General features: G+C 68.0%; 18 protein-coding genes. 4 read left to right on the plus strand and 14 right to left on the minus strand.

Annotation, left to right across the window (positions count from 1 at the left end; genetic code table 11):
- Window positions 1–3: 3 nt before the first annotated feature.
- From G3W89_RS14490 to G3W89_RS14505, 4 genes are read right to left on the minus strand one after another with little or no spacing between them, the layout of a single operon-like run.
- Window positions 4–1,302: a hypothetical protein gene (locus G3W89_RS14490; protein WP_162574763.1), complete on the minus strand. Its 1,299-nt coding sequence runs from the start codon at window positions 1,300–1,302 to the stop codon at window positions 4–6.
- Window positions 1,303–1,329: 27 nt separating this feature from the next.
- Window positions 1,330–1,761, minus strand: a complete 432-nt coding sequence (locus G3W89_RS14495) for a hypothetical protein (protein ID WP_162574764.1) — start codon at window positions 1,759–1,761, stop codon at window positions 1,330–1,332.
- A 59-nt stretch (window positions 1,762–1,820) separates the two neighbouring features.
- Window positions 1,821–3,683: a GMC family oxidoreductase gene (locus G3W89_RS14500; RefSeq protein ID WP_162574766.1), complete on the minus strand. Its 1,863-nt coding sequence runs from the start codon at window positions 3,681–3,683 to the stop codon at window positions 1,821–1,823.
- Window positions 3,684–3,689: 6 nt separating this feature from the next.
- Window positions 3,690–6,227, minus strand: a complete 2,538-nt coding sequence (locus tag G3W89_RS14505) for a hypothetical protein (RefSeq protein ID WP_197893562.1) — start codon at window positions 6,225–6,227, stop codon at window positions 3,690–3,692.
- 871 nt (window positions 6,228–7,098) lie between these two features.
- On the opposite strand from G3W89_RS14505, the gene G3W89_RS14510 reads away from it, so the two are divergent.
- On the plus strand, window positions 7,099–7,488 hold the full coding sequence (locus G3W89_RS14510) for a hypothetical protein (RefSeq protein WP_162574769.1): 390 nt from the start codon (window positions 7,099–7,101) through the stop codon (window positions 7,486–7,488).
- Window positions 7,489–7,696: 208 nt separating this feature from the next.
- The gene (locus G3W89_RS14515) at window positions 7,697–8,155 is read left to right on the plus strand and encodes a hypothetical protein (protein WP_162574771.1); all 459 of its coding nucleotides are present in this window, start codon (window positions 7,697–7,699) and stop codon (window positions 8,153–8,155) included.
- Between the two features lie 21 nt (window positions 8,156–8,176).
- Here G3W89_RS14515 and G3W89_RS14520 read toward each other — a convergent pair whose 3' ends face one another.
- The 10 genes from G3W89_RS14520 to G3W89_RS14565 all read right to left on the minus strand — a co-directional run bounded on the left by G3W89_RS14520 (window position 8,177) and on the right by G3W89_RS14565 (window position 18,137).
- Entirely contained in the window at window positions 8,177–9,781 is a 1,605-nt protein-coding gene (locus G3W89_RS14520; RefSeq protein ID WP_162574773.1) for an MFS transporter, read from the minus strand.
- An 88-nt stretch (window positions 9,782–9,869) separates the two neighbouring features.
- Window positions 9,870–11,300, minus strand: coding sequence for an MFS transporter (locus G3W89_RS14525; protein ID WP_162574775.1), 1,431 nt, complete (start codon window positions 11,298–11,300; stop codon window positions 9,870–9,872).
- Complete coding sequence (locus G3W89_RS14530) at window positions 11,287–12,492, minus strand: multidrug effflux MFS transporter (protein WP_162574777.1); 1,206 nt, start codon at window positions 12,490–12,492, stop codon at window positions 11,287–11,289. The genes G3W89_RS14525 and G3W89_RS14530 overlap by 14 nt, the downstream gene beginning before the upstream one ends.
- A gap of 112 nt (window positions 12,493–12,604) precedes the next feature.
- On the minus strand, window positions 12,605–13,147 hold the full coding sequence (locus tag G3W89_RS14535) for a methylated-DNA--[protein]-cysteine S-methyltransferase (protein WP_162574779.1): 543 nt from the start codon (window positions 13,145–13,147) through the stop codon (window positions 12,605–12,607).
- 13 nt (window positions 13,148–13,160) lie between these two features.
- Window positions 13,161–13,784, minus strand: a complete 624-nt coding sequence (locus tag G3W89_RS14540) for a PqiC family protein (protein ID WP_162574781.1) — start codon at window positions 13,782–13,784, stop codon at window positions 13,161–13,163.
- Window positions 13,781–15,409 carry a PqiB family protein gene (locus tag G3W89_RS14545; protein WP_162574782.1) on the minus strand — a complete coding sequence of 543 codons (1,629 nt, stop codon included), beginning with the start codon at window positions 15,407–15,409 and terminating at the stop codon, window positions 13,781–13,783. The genes G3W89_RS14540 and G3W89_RS14545 overlap by 4 nt, the downstream gene beginning before the upstream one ends.
- Window positions 15,406–16,068, minus strand: a complete 663-nt coding sequence (locus tag G3W89_RS14550) for a paraquat-inducible protein A (RefSeq protein ID WP_162574783.1) — start codon at window positions 16,066–16,068, stop codon at window positions 15,406–15,408. The genes G3W89_RS14545 and G3W89_RS14550 overlap by 4 nt, the downstream gene beginning before the upstream one ends.
- A gap of 176 nt (window positions 16,069–16,244) precedes the next feature.
- The gene (locus G3W89_RS14555; protein ID WP_162574784.1) at window positions 16,245–16,868 is read right to left on the minus strand and encodes a paraquat-inducible protein A; all 624 of its coding nucleotides are present in this window, start codon (window positions 16,866–16,868) and stop codon (window positions 16,245–16,247) included.
- Window positions 16,865–17,809: a LysR family transcriptional regulator gene (locus G3W89_RS14560; RefSeq protein WP_162574785.1), complete on the minus strand. Its 945-nt coding sequence runs from the start codon at window positions 17,807–17,809 to the stop codon at window positions 16,865–16,867. Before G3W89_RS14560 ends, G3W89_RS14555 begins: the two co-directional genes overlap by 4 nt.
- A 94-nt stretch (window positions 17,810–17,903) precedes the next feature.
- The gene (locus G3W89_RS14565) at window positions 17,904–18,137 is read right to left on the minus strand and encodes a hypothetical protein (protein WP_162574786.1); all 234 of its coding nucleotides are present in this window, start codon (window positions 18,135–18,137) and stop codon (window positions 17,904–17,906) included.
- A gap of 134 nt (window positions 18,138–18,271) precedes the next feature.
- On the opposite strand from G3W89_RS14565, the gene G3W89_RS14570 reads away from it, so the two are divergent.
- Together G3W89_RS14570 and G3W89_RS14575 are read left to right on the plus strand one after the other, a co-directional pair.
- On the plus strand, window positions 18,272–19,462 hold the full coding sequence (locus tag G3W89_RS14570) for an MFS transporter (RefSeq protein WP_162574788.1): 1,191 nt from the start codon (window positions 18,272–18,274) through the stop codon (window positions 19,460–19,462).
- 47 nt (window positions 19,463–19,509) lie between these two features.
- Window positions 19,510–20,541 (plus strand): aldo/keto reductase, encoded by a 1,032-nt coding sequence (locus tag G3W89_RS14575; RefSeq protein WP_162574790.1) that lies wholly within the window; start codon window positions 19,510–19,512, stop codon window positions 20,539–20,541.
- Window positions 20,542–20,551: the final 10 nt, after the last annotated feature.

The following is a 20,551-nucleotide window of genomic DNA, read 5'->3' on the forward strand; positions in this document are numbered from 1 at the left end:
TGCTCATAGCAACCTCAGCCACGCGAGCGCTTCCGTATCGCTCATGTCTACGCGCTCGAAGCCTTCGCGGATGCGCCGGTTGCGCTCCAGGTCGCTGAGCGTGAGGCCGGGGTAGGCCTTGTACCAGACCTCGGTCGGCAACTGATGGCCCCGCTGGTAGTACTTGAAGGGCAGCTCGCGGCGCGCACCCTGCCGGATCAGCCACGCAGTGCGGGGCCAGCCGAAGCCGTTGCTGAAGACCAGGTTAAGGCCCCACGCGACCTTGTTGATGAAGTCGTCCATGTAGGCCTCGTGGCTGCCGTCGTAGTTGCTGGTGAACAGCACGCGGATCTTGTTGTCGATGAAGACCCAGTGCGCGAAATGGATGGTGCGAACGCGCCCGAGGTGCCCTCGCCCGAAGACATGGCGGCAGGCCCAGGCGATCGCGAGCAGCAGCACCTGCACTAGCACGCGCCGGAACCAGCCCGGCTTGAGCGCGCCCAGAGCGGTAAAGCTGTTGCTCGGGCCGTGGTCCTCCAGCTCCTGCATCTCGCCCACGGCGGCCGCGCGCGGACGTGGGCAGTATTCCGGGTCGGCGCGCTCGTGCCGGCGCAGCAGCACGAGAAGAAACGGCAACGCGATCAGCAACAACGGCGACAACAGCACTGCAGCCAATGGAAGGCCGATCGCGTGCAGGGCGTTGCGCACCCACCAGCCGAGCGGCGTCGGCGCCGGCGGCGTCAGCACCAAGCGGCCGGTCGCCTGCTGGGCGCGCACGAAGTTCACCAGGTCGCGCCGCAGCGTCTGCGGATCGACCGCCGCATCGCGCACGCTGCGCGGCACCCGCGCCGCCAGTGCCCGCTGCAGCGCGCTCTCTTCGCGGATCTGCAGGACGGTTCGGCCGATGCGATTCACGTACGGTGCAGCAACGGGCCGGTCATGCTCGATCAGCCAGTCGAGCAGGTCGTCGCGCAAGTCGAGGCTGCGGCAGTGCGAGAAGATGCGGCGCAGGCCCTCGCCCGCTTGCTGCACCATCTCGGCCAGCTGCACTTCGGCCGGGCCGTCGCAGTCGCCCATGAAGAGCAGGTACGTCGGCAGCTTGGGCCGCGGCAGTCCGAAGACTTCGAAGTCGGCCATCGTCGCGTCGCCCAGTATGGCGAAGCGCGCGAAGTGCAATCGCTCGAAGGCACCGAAGGGCAGCACCGCATTGGCCGGGTCGGCCGTGCCCGGCGCGAGCGTCATGGTGGCCAGCAGCTTGCGCAGCCCTGCTTCGCGTCCGGGGGCGATGGCGGCGACCACCACGAAGTGCGATTGCGGAGTCACTGCATGACGTTCTATGGGCAGGCCGCACTAGAACTTGAGGCAGAAGTCGATCAGCCGCTCCTTGCCCCAGTACACCTTGCCCAGGTAGAAGGCCGGCGACACCAGCCGGATCTCGTCCCGGATCCAGTGGGCCACCACGGAGGTTTTGGAATAGTCGAGCACGATGCACTCCTTCTGGTCCAGCCAGCTGTCGCCCTTGTAGACCTTGGCCACGATGGCCTGGATGCCGAAGAGGCTGACCTTGTTCTTGAGCACGCCGTTGGCGGGATCGAAGACCTTGCCCTGCCAGCCGAAGAAATTGATCATCTTCGCGATCGACTCCGTGTAGCGCGTGCCGGGCGCGATGATCGCCGTGCCCTCCGCCTCGCCGGACGGAATATCGCCCGCCGGGCTGGCGGTGAAGAGCTCGTCGAGCTGCTGCTGCGTCATGTCGAGCAGTTGCTGTACGTCGTAAGCCATGCGCCATCTCCTCGAGTGAAGACCCCGTCGTCCGAGTGTCCGGCCAGGGTCGCGGGCCGTCAATTTGCCGAAAGTGGTGTGTGCCCGGCCGTGCGCAGCACCGCATCGGCCGCTTTCTCCGCGGCCATGTAGACCGCCGAAGCGACGAAGAATCCTGGGATGCGCGGGAACACCGAGGCGTCGACCACGCGCAGCCGCGGCACGCCGTGCACCGCGAAGTTGCCGTCGAGCACCCCGCCCTGCTCCCGCGGCCCGATCGCGCAAGAGCAGGAGGCATGGTGGCCCCAGGCCGTGTCGCGCACATAGCCGGCCAACGACTCATCGCTCTGCACGGCCGGGCCGGGCGCGATCTCCTCGGCGATCCATCCCTTGGCGAGCAGCGGCGCCGTCATCCGGCGCACCAGGCGGATGGCCTGCACCACCGCCTTCAAGTCCTCGGCGCCGGGATCGTCGGTCTCGTCGAAGAAGTGGAAGTCCACCAGCGGCATGTCGCGCGGGTCGGCCGAGCGCAGGCGCACGGTGCCCGCGCGGTTGCGCGTGTGGGCCTTCAGCACGGCCCACGTCAGCTGGTCGGGCTGCTCCCGGATCAGCCTCGAGAAACCGGGAAAGTAGCCCTCGAAGCGCGCCAGGATCGCCATGCAGAAGAGATCAGGCTCGGCACCCCGCCGCGTCGCGAAGCTCGAGCGCTGCACCACACCCAAGGCCGCGCCGTTGGAGGCGTACATGCCGACGCTCCCTTCGTCCCAGCGCCGCCACAGCGTGTCGTTGCGGTCGAAGCGCGCGCCTTCCAGCACCTCCCACGATCGTCGCATGCGGTGCGTAACGCCGATCTCGTAGCGGTCCTGCAGATTGCGGCCGACACCGGGCAAGGCCACGCGCAACGCGATGCCATGCCGCTGCAGTTCCTCCTCCGGCCCAATGCCCGAGAGCATCAGCAGCTGCGGCGTGTTGAAGGCGCCGCCGCAGAGGACCACCTCGCGACGCGCCCGCGCCTCGCGCCGCTGGCCCTCGGCCGTGCTCGGCGACGCATGGGCGCGGTACAGCTGCGCACCCTTGAGGTACTCGACACCGCAAGCCGCGCCGGCCTCGTCGAAGAGCACGCGCGCGGCCAGGGCATCGAGCTCGATGTGCAGCCGGCCGGGGTGCTTCTTTGCCACCTCCAGCAGCCGCTCGCGGATGCCCGTGCGCCGGTGCGCCGAGGTGGCGAGCGGCGTGTAGCACAGCCCCTCGAAACTGCCGGGACGCAGGCGCCGCGAGTTGGGGTCGCCCAGCCCGCCGCGCAGCCAGCGCAGCGTGCTGCGCACCGGCGTGGGCAGGCTGCCGGCAAAGACGCTGGCCGTGTCGCGCAACACGCGCATCAGTCCGTCGTCGCCCAACACCGTGAGCGGGATCGCCTTTTCCGTGCGCAGCCAGCCGCCCCAGCCGTGCCCGGTCGGATCGAGTCCCACATGGCGCAGCGCCCTCCACACCGGCCGGTGCCCGCAGTTCTCGATGCGCCGCGCATAGCGGCCCATGCGCGAGGCGCGCCACGAGCGGTCGCCGGTCAGCCGCGCGATGTGGTTCCAGTCGGACGCGTGCGGCAGCATGAAGATCATCGCGTTGTGCGCGCTGCATCCGCCCAGCGCCGCCGCGCGCGGGTACAGCACGCCCTGCCCTGCCTCGTATTTCCAGTCGCGGGCCTGCCGCGCCTCGTCGGCATAGTGGCGCACGCGGAAGTTCCAGCTGATGGCCGGGTTCTCGCAGGCGAAGGCGTGGAAGGCCGGGACGTCGTAGTCTTCCGGCAGGCGCGGCGCCGAGGCCCGCGGATCTCCACCGGCCTCGATCAGGAAGACCCGCATGCCCGCCTCCGCCAGCCGCGCGGCCAGCGTGCCGCCGCCGGGGCCGGAGCCGACGATCACGTAGTCCCATTCGGGTTCGGCCATCTGAGATCAGAAGGTCTTGAGGAAAGCGATCAGTGCGCGCTTGTCCTCGTCGCTCAACTCGGGCTCGCGGCCGAAGGCCTTCTCGTCCTCGCTCAATCCGTCCTGCCGGTTGAACTGCGCGGTGCCGAAGTAATGGCCGCGATTGACCACGAAGTCGGGGCACTTGCTCAGCTGCATCATCGGCTCGCGCAGCTTGGAGAAATGCGTACGCAGCTGCTCGTCGCTCGCATCGGCCGGCGCGCTCTTCAGCGCGCGCCTGAGCTCGATCAGCAGCTCGCCCACGTCGTGCACGTGCGTTGCCTTCTCGTGCAGGCTGTCGCCCTCGGCCCGCAGCTTGAGGTTGGCCAGCAGCGCCACCGGCGTGCCCTTGGGAATCGGGCCGAGCACGATGTCGCCGTCCTTCTCCGCCAGCCACGGCGCCCAGCGGTGCAACGTACCCTGCAGCGGCCGAAGTGCATCGGGCACGAAGCCGGTCGGCACGGTCACGGTGCTGCGTTCGGTGGTGCGGTCGATCAGCCCTTCGACCTTGTCGCCCAGCACCGGGTCGCGCTCGCGCCGCTCGGGCCACAGCATCTGCTCGATCGACGCCTCGAAGCTGCGCAGGCGTGCATCGACCGATGGATCGATGTCGAAAGGTCCGACCGTGTTGTTGAGCAGCAGCGGTGCTGTCGACCAGACGCTGATCAGCGAAGGCACGCGCGTGTAGCCGCGCCCGCCCGCGGGCATCGCATAGGGCCGGGGCTCGCCGCTGAAGGGGTCGCGCAGCGTTACCGTGCCGACGGAGGGCAACTGCTTGTAGGTCTGCGACGAGAAGTCGTTCCAGATGTTGCCGGCCAGCGCATTGGTCGCCAGCGGGCTGCAGATGTTGGTGCGCAGCAGCGTCGATGGGATGCGCGCGTCCGTCGACAGGTAGTTGCCCTGGAGGAAGTCAGGCGCCTGCACGACCTTGCGCATCTCGGTCTTGTACTCGTCGCTCTGCGTCCACTTCCAGTAGCGCTTGAAGCAGTCGAGGTAGCCGGCACCCGCGCACTTCGCGGCCGTGAGCTCCAGCGCGGGCGGCGGTGGCGGCGCCTTGCTGGAGTGGCAGCGCGCACAGGTGTCGGCGAAGGCGGTCTTGCCGCGCTCGAGCAGGTCCGCGCCTGCCTGCAGGTGCGCCGCGCCGCCGGGCGCGTCCTTGAGCCGGTCGGGCTGCGCCGCCTTGAGGAAGAACAGCGCCGTGTCGGGCGTGCCGGCCTCGGTCGCCTGCCAGTAGCTGGAGTTCTTCTGCGCCGTCGCGATCGGGATCGGCGTGATCGTCTTGCCGCCCACCACGGGGTTGAAGTGCAGCAGCCATTCCTCGCTGAACAGGCCGATGTTGAGATGGACCCGATTGAGCGCACCCAGCAGGCCCACCGAGTCTGCGCCGTCCTTCAGCACATGCGGCGTGCGCACGGCGGCGCCGCCCTCGTCCTTGGTGAAGAAGTCCAGCAACGGCCCGCTGCTCACGAAGTCGTTGAACTGCTTGTTGTCGAGCTCGCCGCCGGCGAGCTTCTCCTGGCCGATGCGCTTGGCCATTCCCAGCCGGGCGCCAAACTCGTACACCGCATTCATCGTGCGCGGGTTGTTGATGCTGTCGGTGGAGACCAGCGAGGTGTCCATGCTGCCAGGCCGGTAGGTGTGGGCCAGCTGGAACATGTAGTTGGTGCGGCCTTCGGGCTTGTTGGCGTTGTAGATGAAGAGCCGGTCCACCCACATGTACTGCGCGCCGACGGAGGAGCTGAGGTTCTCGAACTTGGGGCTGTTGGGATCGGCCGGGGGCTTCACCGGGCTCGGGCCGAGGTGGCAGAAGCCGCAGGACATGCCAACGCGGTACGGCCGCACCAAGTCTTTGCGGTTGTAGTAGTTGGGGTCGGTGTAGTACTTCTCCGCGTCCCATTCCTTCGCCGCCTTCGCATCGAAAGCTGGGTTGGGAAAGAGCCGGAGTCCCGCGATGCCCGTGCCCCAGCCGTAGAACGAACCCACCGGCTGCGTGCTGCCGTCGCCCAGCGGCTGGCCGCGCGAGCCGATCTTGACGCCCGGGTACTTGCTCTCGTTCTCGAACGGGTCGGGGCCGCAGTCCTTGCTGCGCACGTCGAGCCAGAGGCCGCGGCGAGACTTGTCGGGGCCGGTCGCGGCTTCGAAGCAGGGTTCGTTCACCAGGCCGAAATAGCTCCAGCGAGTGGCGCGCGAATAGCCGAGCGTCGGATGCGTGCTCACTATCTTCAGCAGGTCGAAGGCACCGAATGTGTAGTCGGTCATCTGTGTCCAGAAGCGATCGTTGCCGCCGCTCCAGACCAGCCACATGTTGCGGCCCTTCACTTCCTCCGGCGTGAGGGCGATGCCGCCGTCCATGTCGTGGAAATAGTCCTCCGTCGCGTGCGGGAAGGAGGCGACGTCGCGGCCGGCCTGCCTGGCTTCGTCGAGCACCTCGCCGGGACGCGGGCCCTTGCTGCAGGCCGCGAGGCACAGGGTGACTGCCAGGGGCAAGAGCAATCGCTTCGCCGCAAGGCAGCGTCTTGAAATCATGGCCATTCCTCCTGCGTCCGACAACGTCGGTGAACGGGGGATCACGAGGCGCAGTGTGGGTGCGGGGGTGTGGCTTGCCTATCGGCCATGCGCGCTAACGCGAAGGTCGTAGGTGGGCGCCGAACGCATTTGGTGTGCCGCGCGCGTGCCGCATTGGCAAATGGGTTGTTGTACCTGGTTTGGACACTAGCCCGCTGTTGTGCAGCGGCGCGTGGTTATGATCCGCGCCAACAAATAGCAACGCACTAGAACGGGGGGGAAGTCATGAGCTACCGCTGCGGCGCCGTAGGCGAAAAAAACATCTTGGTCGAGTTCGCACAGCAGCAAGCTTGCTCGTGGCCTGCGTGGCAAGAGGCTGGCTGAACAGTCTCTTGCCATTGAGGCGTGTTGGGCAATTCATAGCCGCTATTGCGCTCCTTGCGACAGGTTGTTTGACTCATGCTGCGCTCGGCACGGTGCAGGGGTGGAATGTGACTGCGCCTGTGATCGCGACTTGGCCGAACCCACCGGTTCTCGTCTGGGGCACTCATCTCAACTGGGAGACCGCCTGCAACAGAGCCATCGATGCCTGGGTGGTCGACATCAAGGCGTGGCATGCGGCACACGCGCCTACACTTCCTCCACCCTCGCCTACAACGCCCTGGACGCCGTCACCCAGGCTAGCGACTTCAACGGCGTGACCACCATTTACGCCCGGGACGCCCGGGGCAACGCCACCTCGGAGAGCAGCGCCGACATTGGCAATCAGAGCACCCGGTACGACGCCCTGGGCCCCACGCCGAATCCTGGCGTCACGAGCTTTGCTGAGTTCGTCTCTCGCGGTGGACCTGTTCCCATCCAGGGTCCGTGGCAACCAAAGTAAGGATGATCAATGAGTGCCGATACCCCTTCTTACGTGGCCGTACATGGCCACGATGCAGAAATTGTCTCCATTGATATTGATCGCGAAAATTCCGTGTGCCGACTTGGCTTCACTTTTGAGAGGGAAAAACGAAGCTCGCTTGAATTGTTCGAGGTAGTCGCCTTCCGTGTCGAAGACTTCAGCTTGCAGAATGTAGTCAGTCGGATACTGAGGGCTACTGCAAAGGACTTTTCTGAAGATGATTTAAGTCATTGGCTCGATTGGGCGACCAGTCTCCCGGATGCACCCTCTTGGTTGAAATCTGAGAGGAAACGTGAATGGGTTGACGCTCTCAATGACGGTCGTCTCGCATTGATTGTTCTTGAACCTTCAGCTGGTGCGCAGATCGTGGCGGTTTGAGGGCGGGCCATCCGGCGACATCATCCGTATCGTTGCTGAAAAAATCGTGCTGCCGCTTGGTTAGCCCATCCCCCCGACCAACCAGCATGGTTGACGACAGGCCACTGAAGGCCTTCTAATGCCCCACCTGTCGGCACCACCCCAGTACCTCTGGAATTGGCGCGCCAGGTTCAGCCCAAATACCAAATCACTACACAGCGGAGGAAACATGAGCGTGCACAGACGCATTCAAGGTACCTGGGTTCGTCTGGACTCGAACGAGCAGGATGACGCTCCGTTGCACGCCGGCGAAGAGCCTGAAGACCTTGAATCGCTCGCTCCTGAATCAGCCGCGGCAATGCAGGTTCGCAGGGCATTCCTGTATTGCTCCATGCTCGGTTTTTCTATTTATGCATTGCTGGATCTCGACGAAGCCGACAGCAAGGACTTCGTCGTGACACTCGCCCCGGCCCAGTACGTGCGCATGCTTCGAACGGCAGTCCAGCTCACGCCCGCCGAGCTCGATCAGGAAATCGGCCACGACGCCGGCTTCATCGAAAGCGTCGAGGCCGGCGATATCGACCTCGTCGAGTCTCCCGTCCAGCTTGCACTCGACATTGCGCGAAGCACTCAGTCTTCGGCATGTCGACTGCTCAAGGTTCTGGAGCAGGCATCCTGGCGCGCTTAGCGCTTGCTGTCTCACTAACGGCTATCGCGGCTTCGGCACCGCCACCCTCGCCTCACTCGGCCCACGCCCGATCATCACCCAGGCACTCAGCGCACTCAGCAGTGCCAGCGCCGCGCAGATCAGCATCACCCACCGAAACCCCGCCACAAAAGACGCGTCCACCGCGCGTTTGAGTGCCGCAGCAGACGCCGCATCAATCCCCGGCGGCATCTCGGCCCCCGCCAGCTTGCTGCGCTGCCCTTCGATGAACGCACTGGCCTGCGCCGAGGCCCCCGCCTCTCGCAACCCCTCCGCCAGCACCGCATCGAAGACCCACGCCATCACCACGCCGAACACAGCGATCGCCAGCACCGCCGCCGCTCTCGACACCGCGTTGTTCACACCCGATGCGATCCCCGCCGCGTCCGGCCCGACCGCATTCATCACTGTCGTCGTCAAGGGCGCCACCGTGACTGCCATGCCCAACCCCAGCACCACCACCGCCGGCAAGAACGCCGTCCAGTAGTTCGCGCCAACGCCAGGCACTGCCAACAGCGCAAAGCCCGCGGCCGCGATGCTCGGTCCCACCACCAGCGGCAGCCGTGGCCCGAAGCGATCCACAAGCTGCCCCGCCCAGCCCGAGAGCGCGAACATGATCAGGATGAACGGCAGCAGCGCGGCACCCGCGACGGTGGCCGAGTAGCCCTGCACCTGGATGAGGTTGAGAGGAAAGAAATACAGGCCCCCGCCCAGCGCCGCATACAAGAGCAGCGTCAGCAGGTTGGCACCGGCGAAATTGCCGATGCGCAAGAGCTGCAAGGGCAGCATCGGCGATTCGACACGCCGCTCGACCAGCACGAAGGCGACGCTGCTCGCCATGCCGATGGCCAGCGCTGCCATCACGGCCGCCGAGCGCCAGCCTTGCGTGGGCGCCTCGATGAAGGCATAGACAATGCCGCCCAGCGCCGCAGTCGCGAGCGCGGCGCCCCACGCGTCCAGGCCGCTGCCGGCAGAACTACCGCGGCTTTCCGGCACATGGCGCCACGCGATCCACAGCACCGCGAGCGCCATCGGCACGTTGATCAGGAAGGCCCAGGTCCACGCGTAGTGATCGACCAGGAAGCCGCCGAGCACCGGCCCGACGGCCGCGGTGATGCCGCTCGCGCCGGACCAGGTGCCGATGGCACGGCCTCGCTCCTTCTCCGCGAAATTGGCGCTGATCAACGCGAGGCTGCCGGGCACCAGCAAGGCGCCGCCGATGCCCTGCACCGCGCGCGCCAGGATCAACTGCTGCACCGTGCCCGACAGCGCACAGCCCACCGAGGCCAGCGCGAAGAGCACGACGCCCAACGCGAAGATTCGCCGCCGCCCGAAGAGGTCGCCCAGTGCGCCGCCGACCAGCAGCAGCGCAGCCAGGAAGAGCGCATACGACTCCACCACCCATTGCGCCTGGAAGGCCGTGGCGTTCAGCTCGCGCTGGATTGCGGGCAGCGCCACGTTGACCACCGTGCCGTCGATGAAGGCCATGCTCGAGCCGATGATGGCCGCGGCCAGCACCCAGGGCTTCGAGCGCGGCGGGCATGGCGTCGCTTCGCAGCCATGCCGGATCACCGCGTTGTCGCCCGGGGGCTTGCCGATCTGACTCATTGGATAAACCTCCGGCTTCGGAGCGCCATGCCACTCATCGATCAGAGTATGGGCGCCGGTCGCTCCGCGTCCAAGCCCATCGTGCAACTCAGGCGCGGCTGCGCGGCTCGCGCGTGCGCAACGTGCTGCACACCGCGGCCACGGCCGCGCAGGCGGCGGCCAGCCCGAGCGCGATGAAGGGTCCGCGGCCCGCGTGCGGAGGCCAGATGCTGAAGATCCCGGCCAGCAGCACCGCGCCCAAGGTCTGCCCAGTGAGCCGCGCGGTGCCCAGCATGCCGCTGGCGGCGCCGCTGCGGTGCGCAGGCGGCGAAGTCACGATGGTGTGGTTGTTCGGCGACTGGAACAGGCCGAAGCCCAGCCCGCACAGCACCATGCGCCAGACGATGTCGGCATTGCCCGGCTGCGCCGGCAGCGTGGCCAGCAACACCAGGCCGAGCGCCAGCAGGCCCAGGCCGACGCCGCCGAGCCAGCCGTCGGGGTAGCGGCCGATCAGTCGCCCCGCGATCGGCGCCATCACCACGATGGCCAGGGGCCACGCGGTGATCAGCAGGCCCGCTTCCACATGTGTGCGCCCATAGGTTTCGAGCAGCAGGAATGGCAGCGCGATGAAGGACAGCATCTGCGCGCAGAAGGCGCACACCGAGGTGCCCATCGACAGCGCGAAGACGGGAATGCGCAGCAGGTCCACCGGGAACAGCGGCATGGCCAGCGCGCGCTGCCGTCGCAGGTAGACGAAGCCCACGGCCGCCCCTGCCAGGAGCAGCGCCCACGCGATGGGCGCAGCGCCCTGCTCGGACCCGCTGCGCACGCCCAACCGGTCGGCACCGACGAAGATGAGCGCGAACATCAGCACGTTGAGCAGCACGTCGAGCCAGGAGAAGCGCTCGCCGACCTCCATCGCGGCCGCGCGTCGCCCCGGCAGCGCGCGCGAGCCCAGCGCCAGCACCAGCAAGCCCAGGGGCACGTTGAACGCGAACAGCCACGGCCACGAAGCCACCGAGAGGATCGCCGCCGCCACCGAGGGGCCCGCCACCGAGGCACTCGCCACCGCCACCGAGTTGAGCGCTATGCCGCGGCCCAGCTGCGCGCGCGGATAGACCACCCGCACCAGCGCGGAGTTGACGCTCATCAGCCCGGCTGCGCCGAGCCCCTGCAGGGCGCGCGCAGCGATCAGCGTTCCCAGCGAGTTGGCCAGCATGGCGCCCAGCGAAGCCAGCGTGAAGAGCACCATGCCGCACAGATACACGCGCCGGTAGCCCATCAGGTCGCCGAGAGAGGCCAGCGGCAGCAGCATCATCAGCGCCGCGATCTGGTAGGCATTCACCACCCAGATCGCATGCGCCGGATCGGCCTGGAGCTCGCGTGCGATGCCCGGCAGCGCGAGGTTGACGATGGTGCCGTCGAGCACCGCGACGGTGATGCCGAGAACGATGACCAGCATCGCCCAGCGGCGCTGCGGTTGCGGCAGGCCGTCCAGCTCGGGCACCTCTGCAAGGGCGGCCGGCTCAGCGGGTCGCATAGGCCACCGACCGGCGTCCTCCGAGCGTGAACCAGCTGAGGACGACGGCGATCAACGCCCCGGCCGCCATGCCCGTGACCATCGGCAGCGGCCGTCCGTCGGTGAACAGGCCGATCACCGCCATCGCCACCGCGCCGGTCAGCATCTGCAGCGTGCCGAGCAAGGCCGAGGCAGTGCCGGCAATGGCGCTGTGTTGCTCGAGCGCAAGCACGGAAGTGGTCGGGATGACCAGGCCCATGAAGCCACTGGCGATGAAGTACAGCACGATCAGCACCGCCAGGCTGTCGCCACCGGAGAGGTAGTAGGCGAACATCGCGAGCATCACCAGGCCACAGGCGCTCACGCTCGCCTTGACCACGCGCACGATGCCGAAGCGCTCGCACAGCAGGCCGTTGAGCTGGGCCGCGCCGAAGAAGGCCGCGGCGTTGATGCCGAAGGCCAGGCTGTAGAGCGTCGGCGAAAGCCCGTAGTGGCCGATCATCACGAAGGAGGAGTTGGCCAGGTAGGTGAAGAAGCCCGCCATCGCGAAAGCGCTGATGAAGACCAGCCCCAGGTAGTGCGTATCGCGCAGGAGCACCCCGTAGGCACGCAGCGCGCTGCCCAGGCTGCTTTCGACGCAGTCCTCGGCCGGCCGCGTTTCCTTGAGGGTCGTGGCCATCAGCGCGAGGCCGGCAGCGGCGGCCAGCGTCACGGCCCAGAACACGCCGCGCCAGCCGGCGAAAGCAATCACCGCGCTGCCGGCCAGCGGCGCCAGGATGGGCGAGACGCTGAAGACCAGCATCAGGAGCGACATGAGTCGGGCCGCATCGTTGCCGGTGTGCAGGTCGCGCACCACGGCGCGCGGAATCGCCATGCCGGCAGCGGCGCCCAGACCTTGCGCGAAGCGCAGCGCGATCAGGGTCTGGATGTCGGTGGCCAATGCACAGCCGACGCTCGCCGCCGCGAACAACAGCAGCCCGAAGTACAGCGGCGGCTTGCGTCCCACCATGTCCGACACCGGGCCGTAGAACAGCTGGCCGACGCCCAGCGAGATGAAGAAGGCCGTGAGGCTCATCTGGACCGGTCCGATGCCGGCACCCAGGCTGGCGCCGATCTCGGGCAGCGCCGGCAGGTACATGTCGATGGCGAAGGGCCCGATGGCCGACAGCAGGCCCAGCACGAGCGCGATCTTGAAGAAGCGCGAGGAAGTCATTGCCCGATTGTGACCAAGGCCGCAATTGGCGCGTGCGAGAAACGGTCTTGCTGTGCTAGCGGGCCGCGACGGGCGACCATGCCGGCTGATGCGACCTCGGCGTGCTTGTGGCTCAGAACAGGGGCGCCGTATCGCTCGGCGGGCGCGCGCCTTCGATCATCAGCATCCTGAGCTTGGCCACCGCGCCGCCATGTGCCGAGAAGCCGCCGGGCTTGCCGCCTGCGGCCAGTACGCGGTGGCAGGGCACCACCGGCGCGAAGGGGTTGTGGCCGAGGGCCTGTCCCACGGCGCGTGAGAGCTGCCGGTCGCCCAGCTCGGCGGCGATCTCGCCGTAACTGCGCGTGCTGCCGGGCGCAATGCGGCGCGCGATGTCATAGACGCGGCGGTGGAAGTCCGGCACGCCTTCATAGTCCAGCACGATCTCCGCCAGGTCGCGTGGCTCTCCTGCGAGCAACGCACGGATCGCATCGCAGGCGGCCTGGACCGCGGCCGGGGGCAGTGCTTCGGGGACTTGCGCAAAGCGCTGCTGCATGCGCGAGCGCGTGGCGCCCTCCCCGGCCTCGGGCAGCTGCACGCCGACGATGCCCCGCAGCCCCCAGGCGATGCCGCAGGCGCCGATGGCGGTGTCGAACAGCGCGAAGCCTTCCGGGTTCATCCGCGCCTTCTCATCAGCGCTGGCAGGCGTTCGCTGCGTTGGCCTGCATCGCGGTCACGCTGCGTGCAATGGCGTCGGCGAGCTGCGCCGTCGCGCGCTGCGTACCGCGGGCCAGTGCCTCGATGCCGCCGCCGACCGGTTCAGAGACGAAGAGCTGGCAGGCGACGGCGGGACCCTCCTCCGTGCGACGAACGGTCCAGCTGAAGCCGGCGTCGACGCGGCTGCTCTCCACCGCATCGAGCTGCCGCAGCTGCACCGCGATGCGCGTCACGGGCTGGCCACGCAGGCGCCCGCTCTTGGTCGCATCGACGGCGCCGAGGCGCTGCGCAATGCCGCTGGCCAGTGCGTCGCGCAACTCGTTCTCCAACGAGGAGGACCAGCGGTGCTGCTCCAGGATATCGACCTCCGGCCCCGCGCCCGCACTCTTCTGCCGCACCACGAGCTGCGGTCGCGCCAAACGCTCGGGCATGGCGATGGGCGCCAGCTCGATGAAGCCCGCGGCGCCGCCGGTGGACGCGGTCGGCGCGGTCGGCGCATCCGCGTCGGCCAGGCTGTAGTACTGGGGCGCCGGGCTGGCACAGGCGCACAGCAGCGCGGCGGCGACCCATGCGAGGCCTCGTGCTCGGATCGTGTTCATTTCTTCCTGTCCTCCGGCTTGCCGCGCAGCAGCGACTCGGGATGGCGCTCGAGGTAATCGGTCAGCACGCGCAGCGAGCCTGCAGCGCGCGTCACCTCCTGCAGCGTCTGGCGCATGTCCTGCTGCAGCGGCGAATCGTCGGCCAATGTCTTCTCCGCGCTGTTGAGCGTCTTGCGCACATCCTTCATCGCGGCGGCCATCTCCGGACTCACGTCGTTCTTCAGGCTCGCGGCCAGCTGCTCGGCGCCGACCAGGGTCTTGTCGAGCGTGGCCAGCGTCTTGCGAAGGTCGCGGCCGATCTCCTCGAAGGGCACCTTGTTGAGCTTGCGTGCGATGTCGCCGACCTGCGCCTGGATCTCGTCGAGGCTGTTGGCAACCGTGGGCATTTCGATCGGGTTCTGGTCGATGTCGACCTTCACCGGCGAGGCTCTCGGGAAGAAGTCGAGCGCCACGTAGACCTGCCCGGTCAGCAGGTTGCCGGTGCGCAGTTGCGCACGCAGGCCCTTGTCGATCAGGAACTTCAGGCGCTCGGCCTGCGTGTAGCGCGACTCCTGCATCCCGAGGCTGCCGCGGCGACGCAGGCGGTCGGGGTAGACCTGGACCAGCACCGGCATCTTGAACTCGCGCACCTGCGGATCGAACTCGACGCCGATGGACTTGACCTCGCCGATCTCCACGCCGCGGAAGTCCACCACCGTGCCGGGCGAGAGCCCGCGCAGCGACTGGTTGAAGTGCATCAGCAACAGTTGCGAAGGCCCGTCAGGCTCCTTCATGGCGGTGGACTCGTCCTCGGCCAGTGCGAAGGTCGTGTTCTCCTGCGCGACCGGGCCTTGCGCATCGTCAGGCGCCTGGAAGGCAATGCCGCCGAGCACGATGGTGGCCAGCGACTGCGTGCGCAGCTTGACTCCATTGGCGCTCAACTGCACGTCGAGGCCGCTGGCATGCCAGAAGCGCGTGTTGATGCCCACGAACTTGTCGTACGGCGCGTTGACGAACACGCGCAGCGTGACGCCACGCCCATCGCCGTCGAGCTCGTAGGCGGCAAGCTGGCCGACCTTGATGCGCCGGAAGTACACCGGGGAGCCAATGTCCAGCGAGCCGACGTCGCGCGCGCGCAGCAGGAACTGCTTGCCCGAGGCATCGCGCGTGACAATGGGCGGGGCCTCCAGGCCGGTGAATTCGCTCGCCGTCTCCTCGGAAGCGCCTGCGTCGGCCCCGATGTAGGCGCCCGAAAGCAAGGTGCCCAGGCCGGAGATGCCGGTGGTGTCGAGACGCGGGCGCACCACCCAGAAGCGCGTGTCCTCGGCCGTGAAGCTCCTGGCCTCCTTGTTCAGCTGGACCGTCACGCGGACATTCGAGCGGTCCCTGGCCAGGCGGATGTTCTGCACGGTGCCGATCTGCACGTTCTTGTAGCGGACAGCGGTCTTGCCGGCCTCCAGTCCCTCGGCAGTCTCGAAGGTCAGCACCACCTCGGGCCCGCGTTCGATCAGGATACGGGCCACCAGCGCGACGCCGACCAGCGCAGCGACGATGGGGATCAGCCAGACCAGCGAGGGGAGCCAGTTGCGGCGCCTCACCACGACCGGCCTCGGCAGCGGCTTCGTCTCGTCCTGCGGGTCGGTCATACCACTTGTTCCTTGCTAGCCATTCGGGGTTGCGGCTCCTCGTCTTCCATCATGTCCTCGGTGTCCCAGGTCAGGCGCGGATCGAAGCTCAGCGAGGCCATCATGGTCAGCACCACCACCGCGCCGAAGGCGCCGATGCCGACACCGGCCGAGATCTCTGCGAAGCCCTGGATGCGCACCAGGCCGGCCAGCAGCGACACCACGAAGACGTCGAGCATGGACCAGCGGCCGATGACCTCGAGCGCCTGGTAGAGCCTGGCACGCTCCGGCTGGCGCCAGCTGCTGTGTCGCTGGGCCAGTACGGCGAGCAGGATCAGCGCCGTGAGCTTGAACAGCGGCACCAGGAAGCTGGCGATGAAGATGATCGCCGCCAGCCCGTAAGCACCCGAGACCCAGAAGTAGATCACGCCGGAGAGGATGGTGTCGTACTGCGTGCCCAGGAGGCTCTTGGTGATCATCACCGGCAGCAGGTTGGCCGGCACGTACATGATGCAGGCCGCGATCAGGAAGGCCCAGGTGCGCTGGAGGCTTTGGGGTTTGCGCCGGTGCAGGTGCGTGGCGCAGCGCCCGCAGGGCTCGCCCTCGACGGCGTCGCGCCAGACGGTGCCGCAGTGGTGGCAGCTCTGCAGGCCGAGCTCGGCGGCTGTCTGGATCGTCACTGGAGTACCTTCGCCTTCGGCTGCGGTGCTATTCGCCTTCGGAACGGCCGTGCGGCTCACTGGAGCACCTGCGCCTTCGGCTGCGGTGCTATTCGCCTTCGGAGCGGCCGTGCGGCTCACTGGAGTACCTTCGCCTTCGGCTGCGGTGCTATTCGCCTTCGGAGCGGCCGTGCGGCTCATACACGCTGCCCCGGCCGGGGCTCGAGCGCCATCTCCCAGAAGGTGCGCGGGTTGAAGGACAGCACCGCAGTCAGCAGCACCGTCAGGCCCATGAAGGCCCACAGCGCCGGCCCGGCGACCACCTGCGCGAGGCTCGACAGCTTGACGATCGCGACCAGCACGCCCAGCAGGAAGACCTCGACCATTCCCCATGGCCGCACCATCTGCAGGATTCGCACCAGCATGCTGAAGCCGGCCGGCTGCCGCTCGCGTGCCATCGGTACGAGCAGGTAGAACAGGATGCACAGCTGCAGCAGCGGGAACAGGATCGTCGTGGCCAGCACGAGCAACGCCACCAGCGACATGCCTTCGGTACTGAGCGCCACCACGGCGCCGGCCAGCGTCGTCTGGCTGTGCAGGCCCTTCACCTGGATCTCGACGATGGGGAACAGGTTTGCGATCGCGAACAGGATCAGGCTGGCCACCGTGAGCGGCAGCACGCGCGCGGCCTGGTCGCCGGCATGGCGGTCGAGCTCGGTGCCGCAGCGGCCGCAACGGGCGACCTGGCGCCGGCGCAGCGGCTGGCGTTGGTAGACGGCATCGCAGCCTTCGCAGACGATGGCTTCGGGAACTTCCTTCATGGTCGTGAATAGCGCGGGCCCTCGGCCCATTGCGCTTTATTGTCGGCGAGGCGCGCGGCCAGGTAGTCGAGCAGCGCCCGGATGCGCGCCGGCAGCCGTCCGGCCTTGCCCAGGTAGACGGCATGGACCGGCACCGTATCGCGTGGGTTGAACTCCTCCAGCACCGGTACCAGCCGGCCTGCATCGATGTCGGGCTGGATGTGATAGAGCGAAAGCCGCCCCAGGCCCACGCCCTCCAGCACCAGTCGGCGCAGCGTCTCGCCATCGCCCGCGCGCACCGTCCCCATCACCGGCATGTCGAGCGAACGTCCATCGACCCGCAGCGGCCAGTCGGCCACGTGGCGCTGGTAGGTGGAGCCGATGCGGTTGTGCGCCTCGAGTTCCTCGGGGGTACGCGGCGTGCCGAAGCGCTCCAGGTAGCCGGGCGCGGCGACGATCGCCTGCGCCGTGTCGAACAGATGCCGCGCCACCAGGTCGGAGGGCGGCAGCGGGCCCCAGCGGATCGCGATGTCGGTGCGTTCGTCCATCAGGTCGACCACGCGGTCGGTCAGCACGATGTCGAGCGTGACCTGCGGATGCAGTTCCAGGAAGCGGGGCACCAGCGGGATCAGGACGCGATGGCCGAACGAGTAGCTGGCATTGATGCGCACCCGTCCGCGCGGCGCGGCACCCGCGGCGGCGCAGCGCTCGGCTTCGTCCATGTCGGCCAGCACGCGGACGCTGCGCTCATAGAAGTTCTGTCCCTCGGGCGTGAGCTGCAGCTTGCGGGTGGAGCGATGCACCAGCTGCGTCGCCAGCCGGGCCTCCAGCCGCGCCACCAGCTTGCTGACGGCCGAAGGCGTCATGCCCAGCACGCGGGCGCCGGCCGAGAAGCTGCCGCGGTCGACCACTTGCACGAAGGCTTCCATTTCGCCGGAGCGATTGACGTCGGTGCGGGGCATGTCAGTTCGCTCCTCCGCCACGTGCGCAGTGGTGCCGAGCACGCCCACCCGTGGAGGCGACTGCAACAGTCCTACGCCGAGTGCTCAAACTGATTCAGCTCCATTCGTCGCGCTTGTTCTGGATGAGCCGCGCCGGAGCATCCCAGAGTCCCTTACCGGTGCCGCGCAAGCTCAGAAAACCTGCGCCTGGAGCGTGCCGCTCCCTGGTCGGATCAAGCGAAGCAGCTGCCTTGCCGCCGTCTCCAGGCAAGCCCGATTGCGCGTCGTGCGAACCGATCGCCAGCCCGGTTTTCGGCCTTGGTTTGAGGTCAACGGCGCGACGAGGCATCAGCGTGTTTTCATAAGGACCGCACATTATGCAGAGGGCACTTCGCGGCGGGAATTGGTGACTTCAACTCATCAATCCTTGTCCAGACGGCCATCTAGTCGCAGCTTACCGACGCCCGCACAGTACTGGACATCATGCCCATCGCCCTCCTCGCCCTCACCGCCGGTGCCTTCGGCATCGGCACCACCGAATTCGTCATCATGGGCCTGCTGCTGCAGGTCTCGGCGGATCTTCATGTCTCCATCGCGGCCGCCGGCCTGCTGATCTCGGGCTATGCGCTCGGGGTCGCGGTCGGCGCGCCGCTGCTCACCATCGCCACGCGGCGCATCTCGCGCAAGACCGTGCTGCTGGCGCTGATGGCGATCTTCACGCTCGGCAACATCGCCTGCGCGCTGGCACCCAGCTACGAAGCGCTGATGGCCGCGCGGGTGATCACCTCGCTGGCGCACGGCACCTTCTTCGGCGTCGGCTCGGTGGTGGCCACCGGCCTGGTGGCGCCCGAGAAGCGCGCTTCCGCGATCGCGGTCATGTTCACCGGCCTCACCGCCGCGACCATGCTCGGCGTGCCGGCCGGCGCGTGGCTGGGCCTGCACTTCGGCTGGCGCTCGACCTTCTGGGCGGTGGCGCTGATCGGCGTGCTCGCGCTGACGGTGCTCGCGCTCTTCGTGCCGCGCGACGGCAGCGCGGATGCGCAGGCTCCGGCGCCGCTGCGCGAGGAGCTCGCGGTACTGGCCCGGCCGCAGGTGCTGCTCGGCCTCGCCATGACGGTGCTGGGCTATGCCGGCGTGTTCGTGGTCTTCACCTACATCCAGCCGCTGCTGACGCGCATCACCGGCCTGTCCGAGTCCGCGGTGTCGCCGTTGCTGCTGCTCTTCGGCGGCGGGCTCGCGGTCGGCAACATCCTCGGCGGCAAGCTGGCAGACCGGGCGCTGATGCCGGCCGTGCTGGGCACGCTGGCAGCGCTGGCCGTGGTGCTGGCGGCGATGCAGCCGGCGCTGCAGACCGGCATGACGGCGGCCCTCTTCGTCGGCGTGCTGGGCATTGCGGCCTTCGCGACGGTCGCGCCACTGCAGCTGCGCGTGCTCGAGAAGGCGGCCGGGGCCGGCCAGAACCTCGCCTCCAGCCTCAACATCGCCGCCTTCAACCTCGGCAACGCGCTGGGTGCCTGGGTCGGCGGCGCGGTGATCGACCGCGGCCCGGGGCTGGGTGCACTGGGCTGGGTGGCAGCGTTGCTCACGCTGGCGGGCCTGGCCATCGCGCTGTGGAGCCGCACGCTCGACCGGCGCGATCCGGCGCCGGCGGACTGCGCGCCGGCCCGCACCTGAAACCGCCTTCTTCAATCAATCATCAATTTCAAGACCAAGGACTTCTCATGGAACATCGCTACCTCGGCAACTCCGGCTTCAAGGTGCCGGCCCTCGGCTTCGGCGCCGGCACCTTCGGCGGCCAGGGGCCGCTTTTCAGCGCCTGGGGGAACACCGATGTGGAAGGCGCGCGCCGCCTCGTCGACATCTGCCTCGACGCCGGAGTCAATCTCTTCGACAGCGCCGACGTCTATTCGAACGGCGCTTCGGAATCCATCCTCGGCGCCGCCGTCAAGGGCCGGCGCGACAAGGTGATCCTCTCGACCAAGATGGCCTTGCGCGCAGGCGACGGGCCGAACGACGTCGGCGCCTCGCGCCACCACTTGATCGCGGCGACCGATGCCGCGCTCACGCGACTGGGCACGGACTACATCGACCTTCTGCAGCTGCATGCCTTCGACGCGATGACGCCCGTCGAGCAGGTGCTGCGCACGCTCGACGACCTGGTGCGGGCCGGCAAGGTCCGCTACATCGGCGTGTCGAACTTTTCCGGCTGGCAGCTGATGAAATCGCTGGCCGCTTCCGACCGCCTGGGCCTGTCTCGCTACGTCGCCAACCAGACCTACTACTCGCTGATCGGCCGCGACTACGAATGGGAGCTGATGCCGCTGGGCATCGACCAGGGCGTGGGCGCGATCGTCTGGAGCCCGCTGGGCTGGGGCCGCCTTACGGGCAGGATCCGGCGCGGCCAGCCGCTGCCGGCCGGCAGTCGGCTGCACGACACCGCAGGCTTCGCACCGCCGGTCGAAGAGGAGCGGCTGTACCGCGTGGTCGATGCGATGGACCAGGTGGCCGAGGAGACCGGCAGGAGCCTGCCCCAGATCGCGCTCAACTGGTTGCTGCAGCGCCCCACGGTGGCCAGTGTGCTGATCGGCGCGCGCGACGAGGAACAGCTCAGGCAGAACCTCGGCGCGCTCGGCTGGCAACTCAGCCCGGAACAGGTGGCGCGCCTCGACGCGGCCAGCGCCGTGACGCCGCCGTACCCCTACTATCCCTACTGGAACGGCCAGTTCGCCGAGCGCAGCCCCGTCGCAGTCTGAGGGCGGGCAT

The organism is Variovorax sp. PBL-H6 (genome assembly GCF_901827155.1).
Classification (GTDB): Bacteria; Pseudomonadota; Gammaproteobacteria; order Burkholderiales; family Burkholderiaceae_C; genus Variovorax.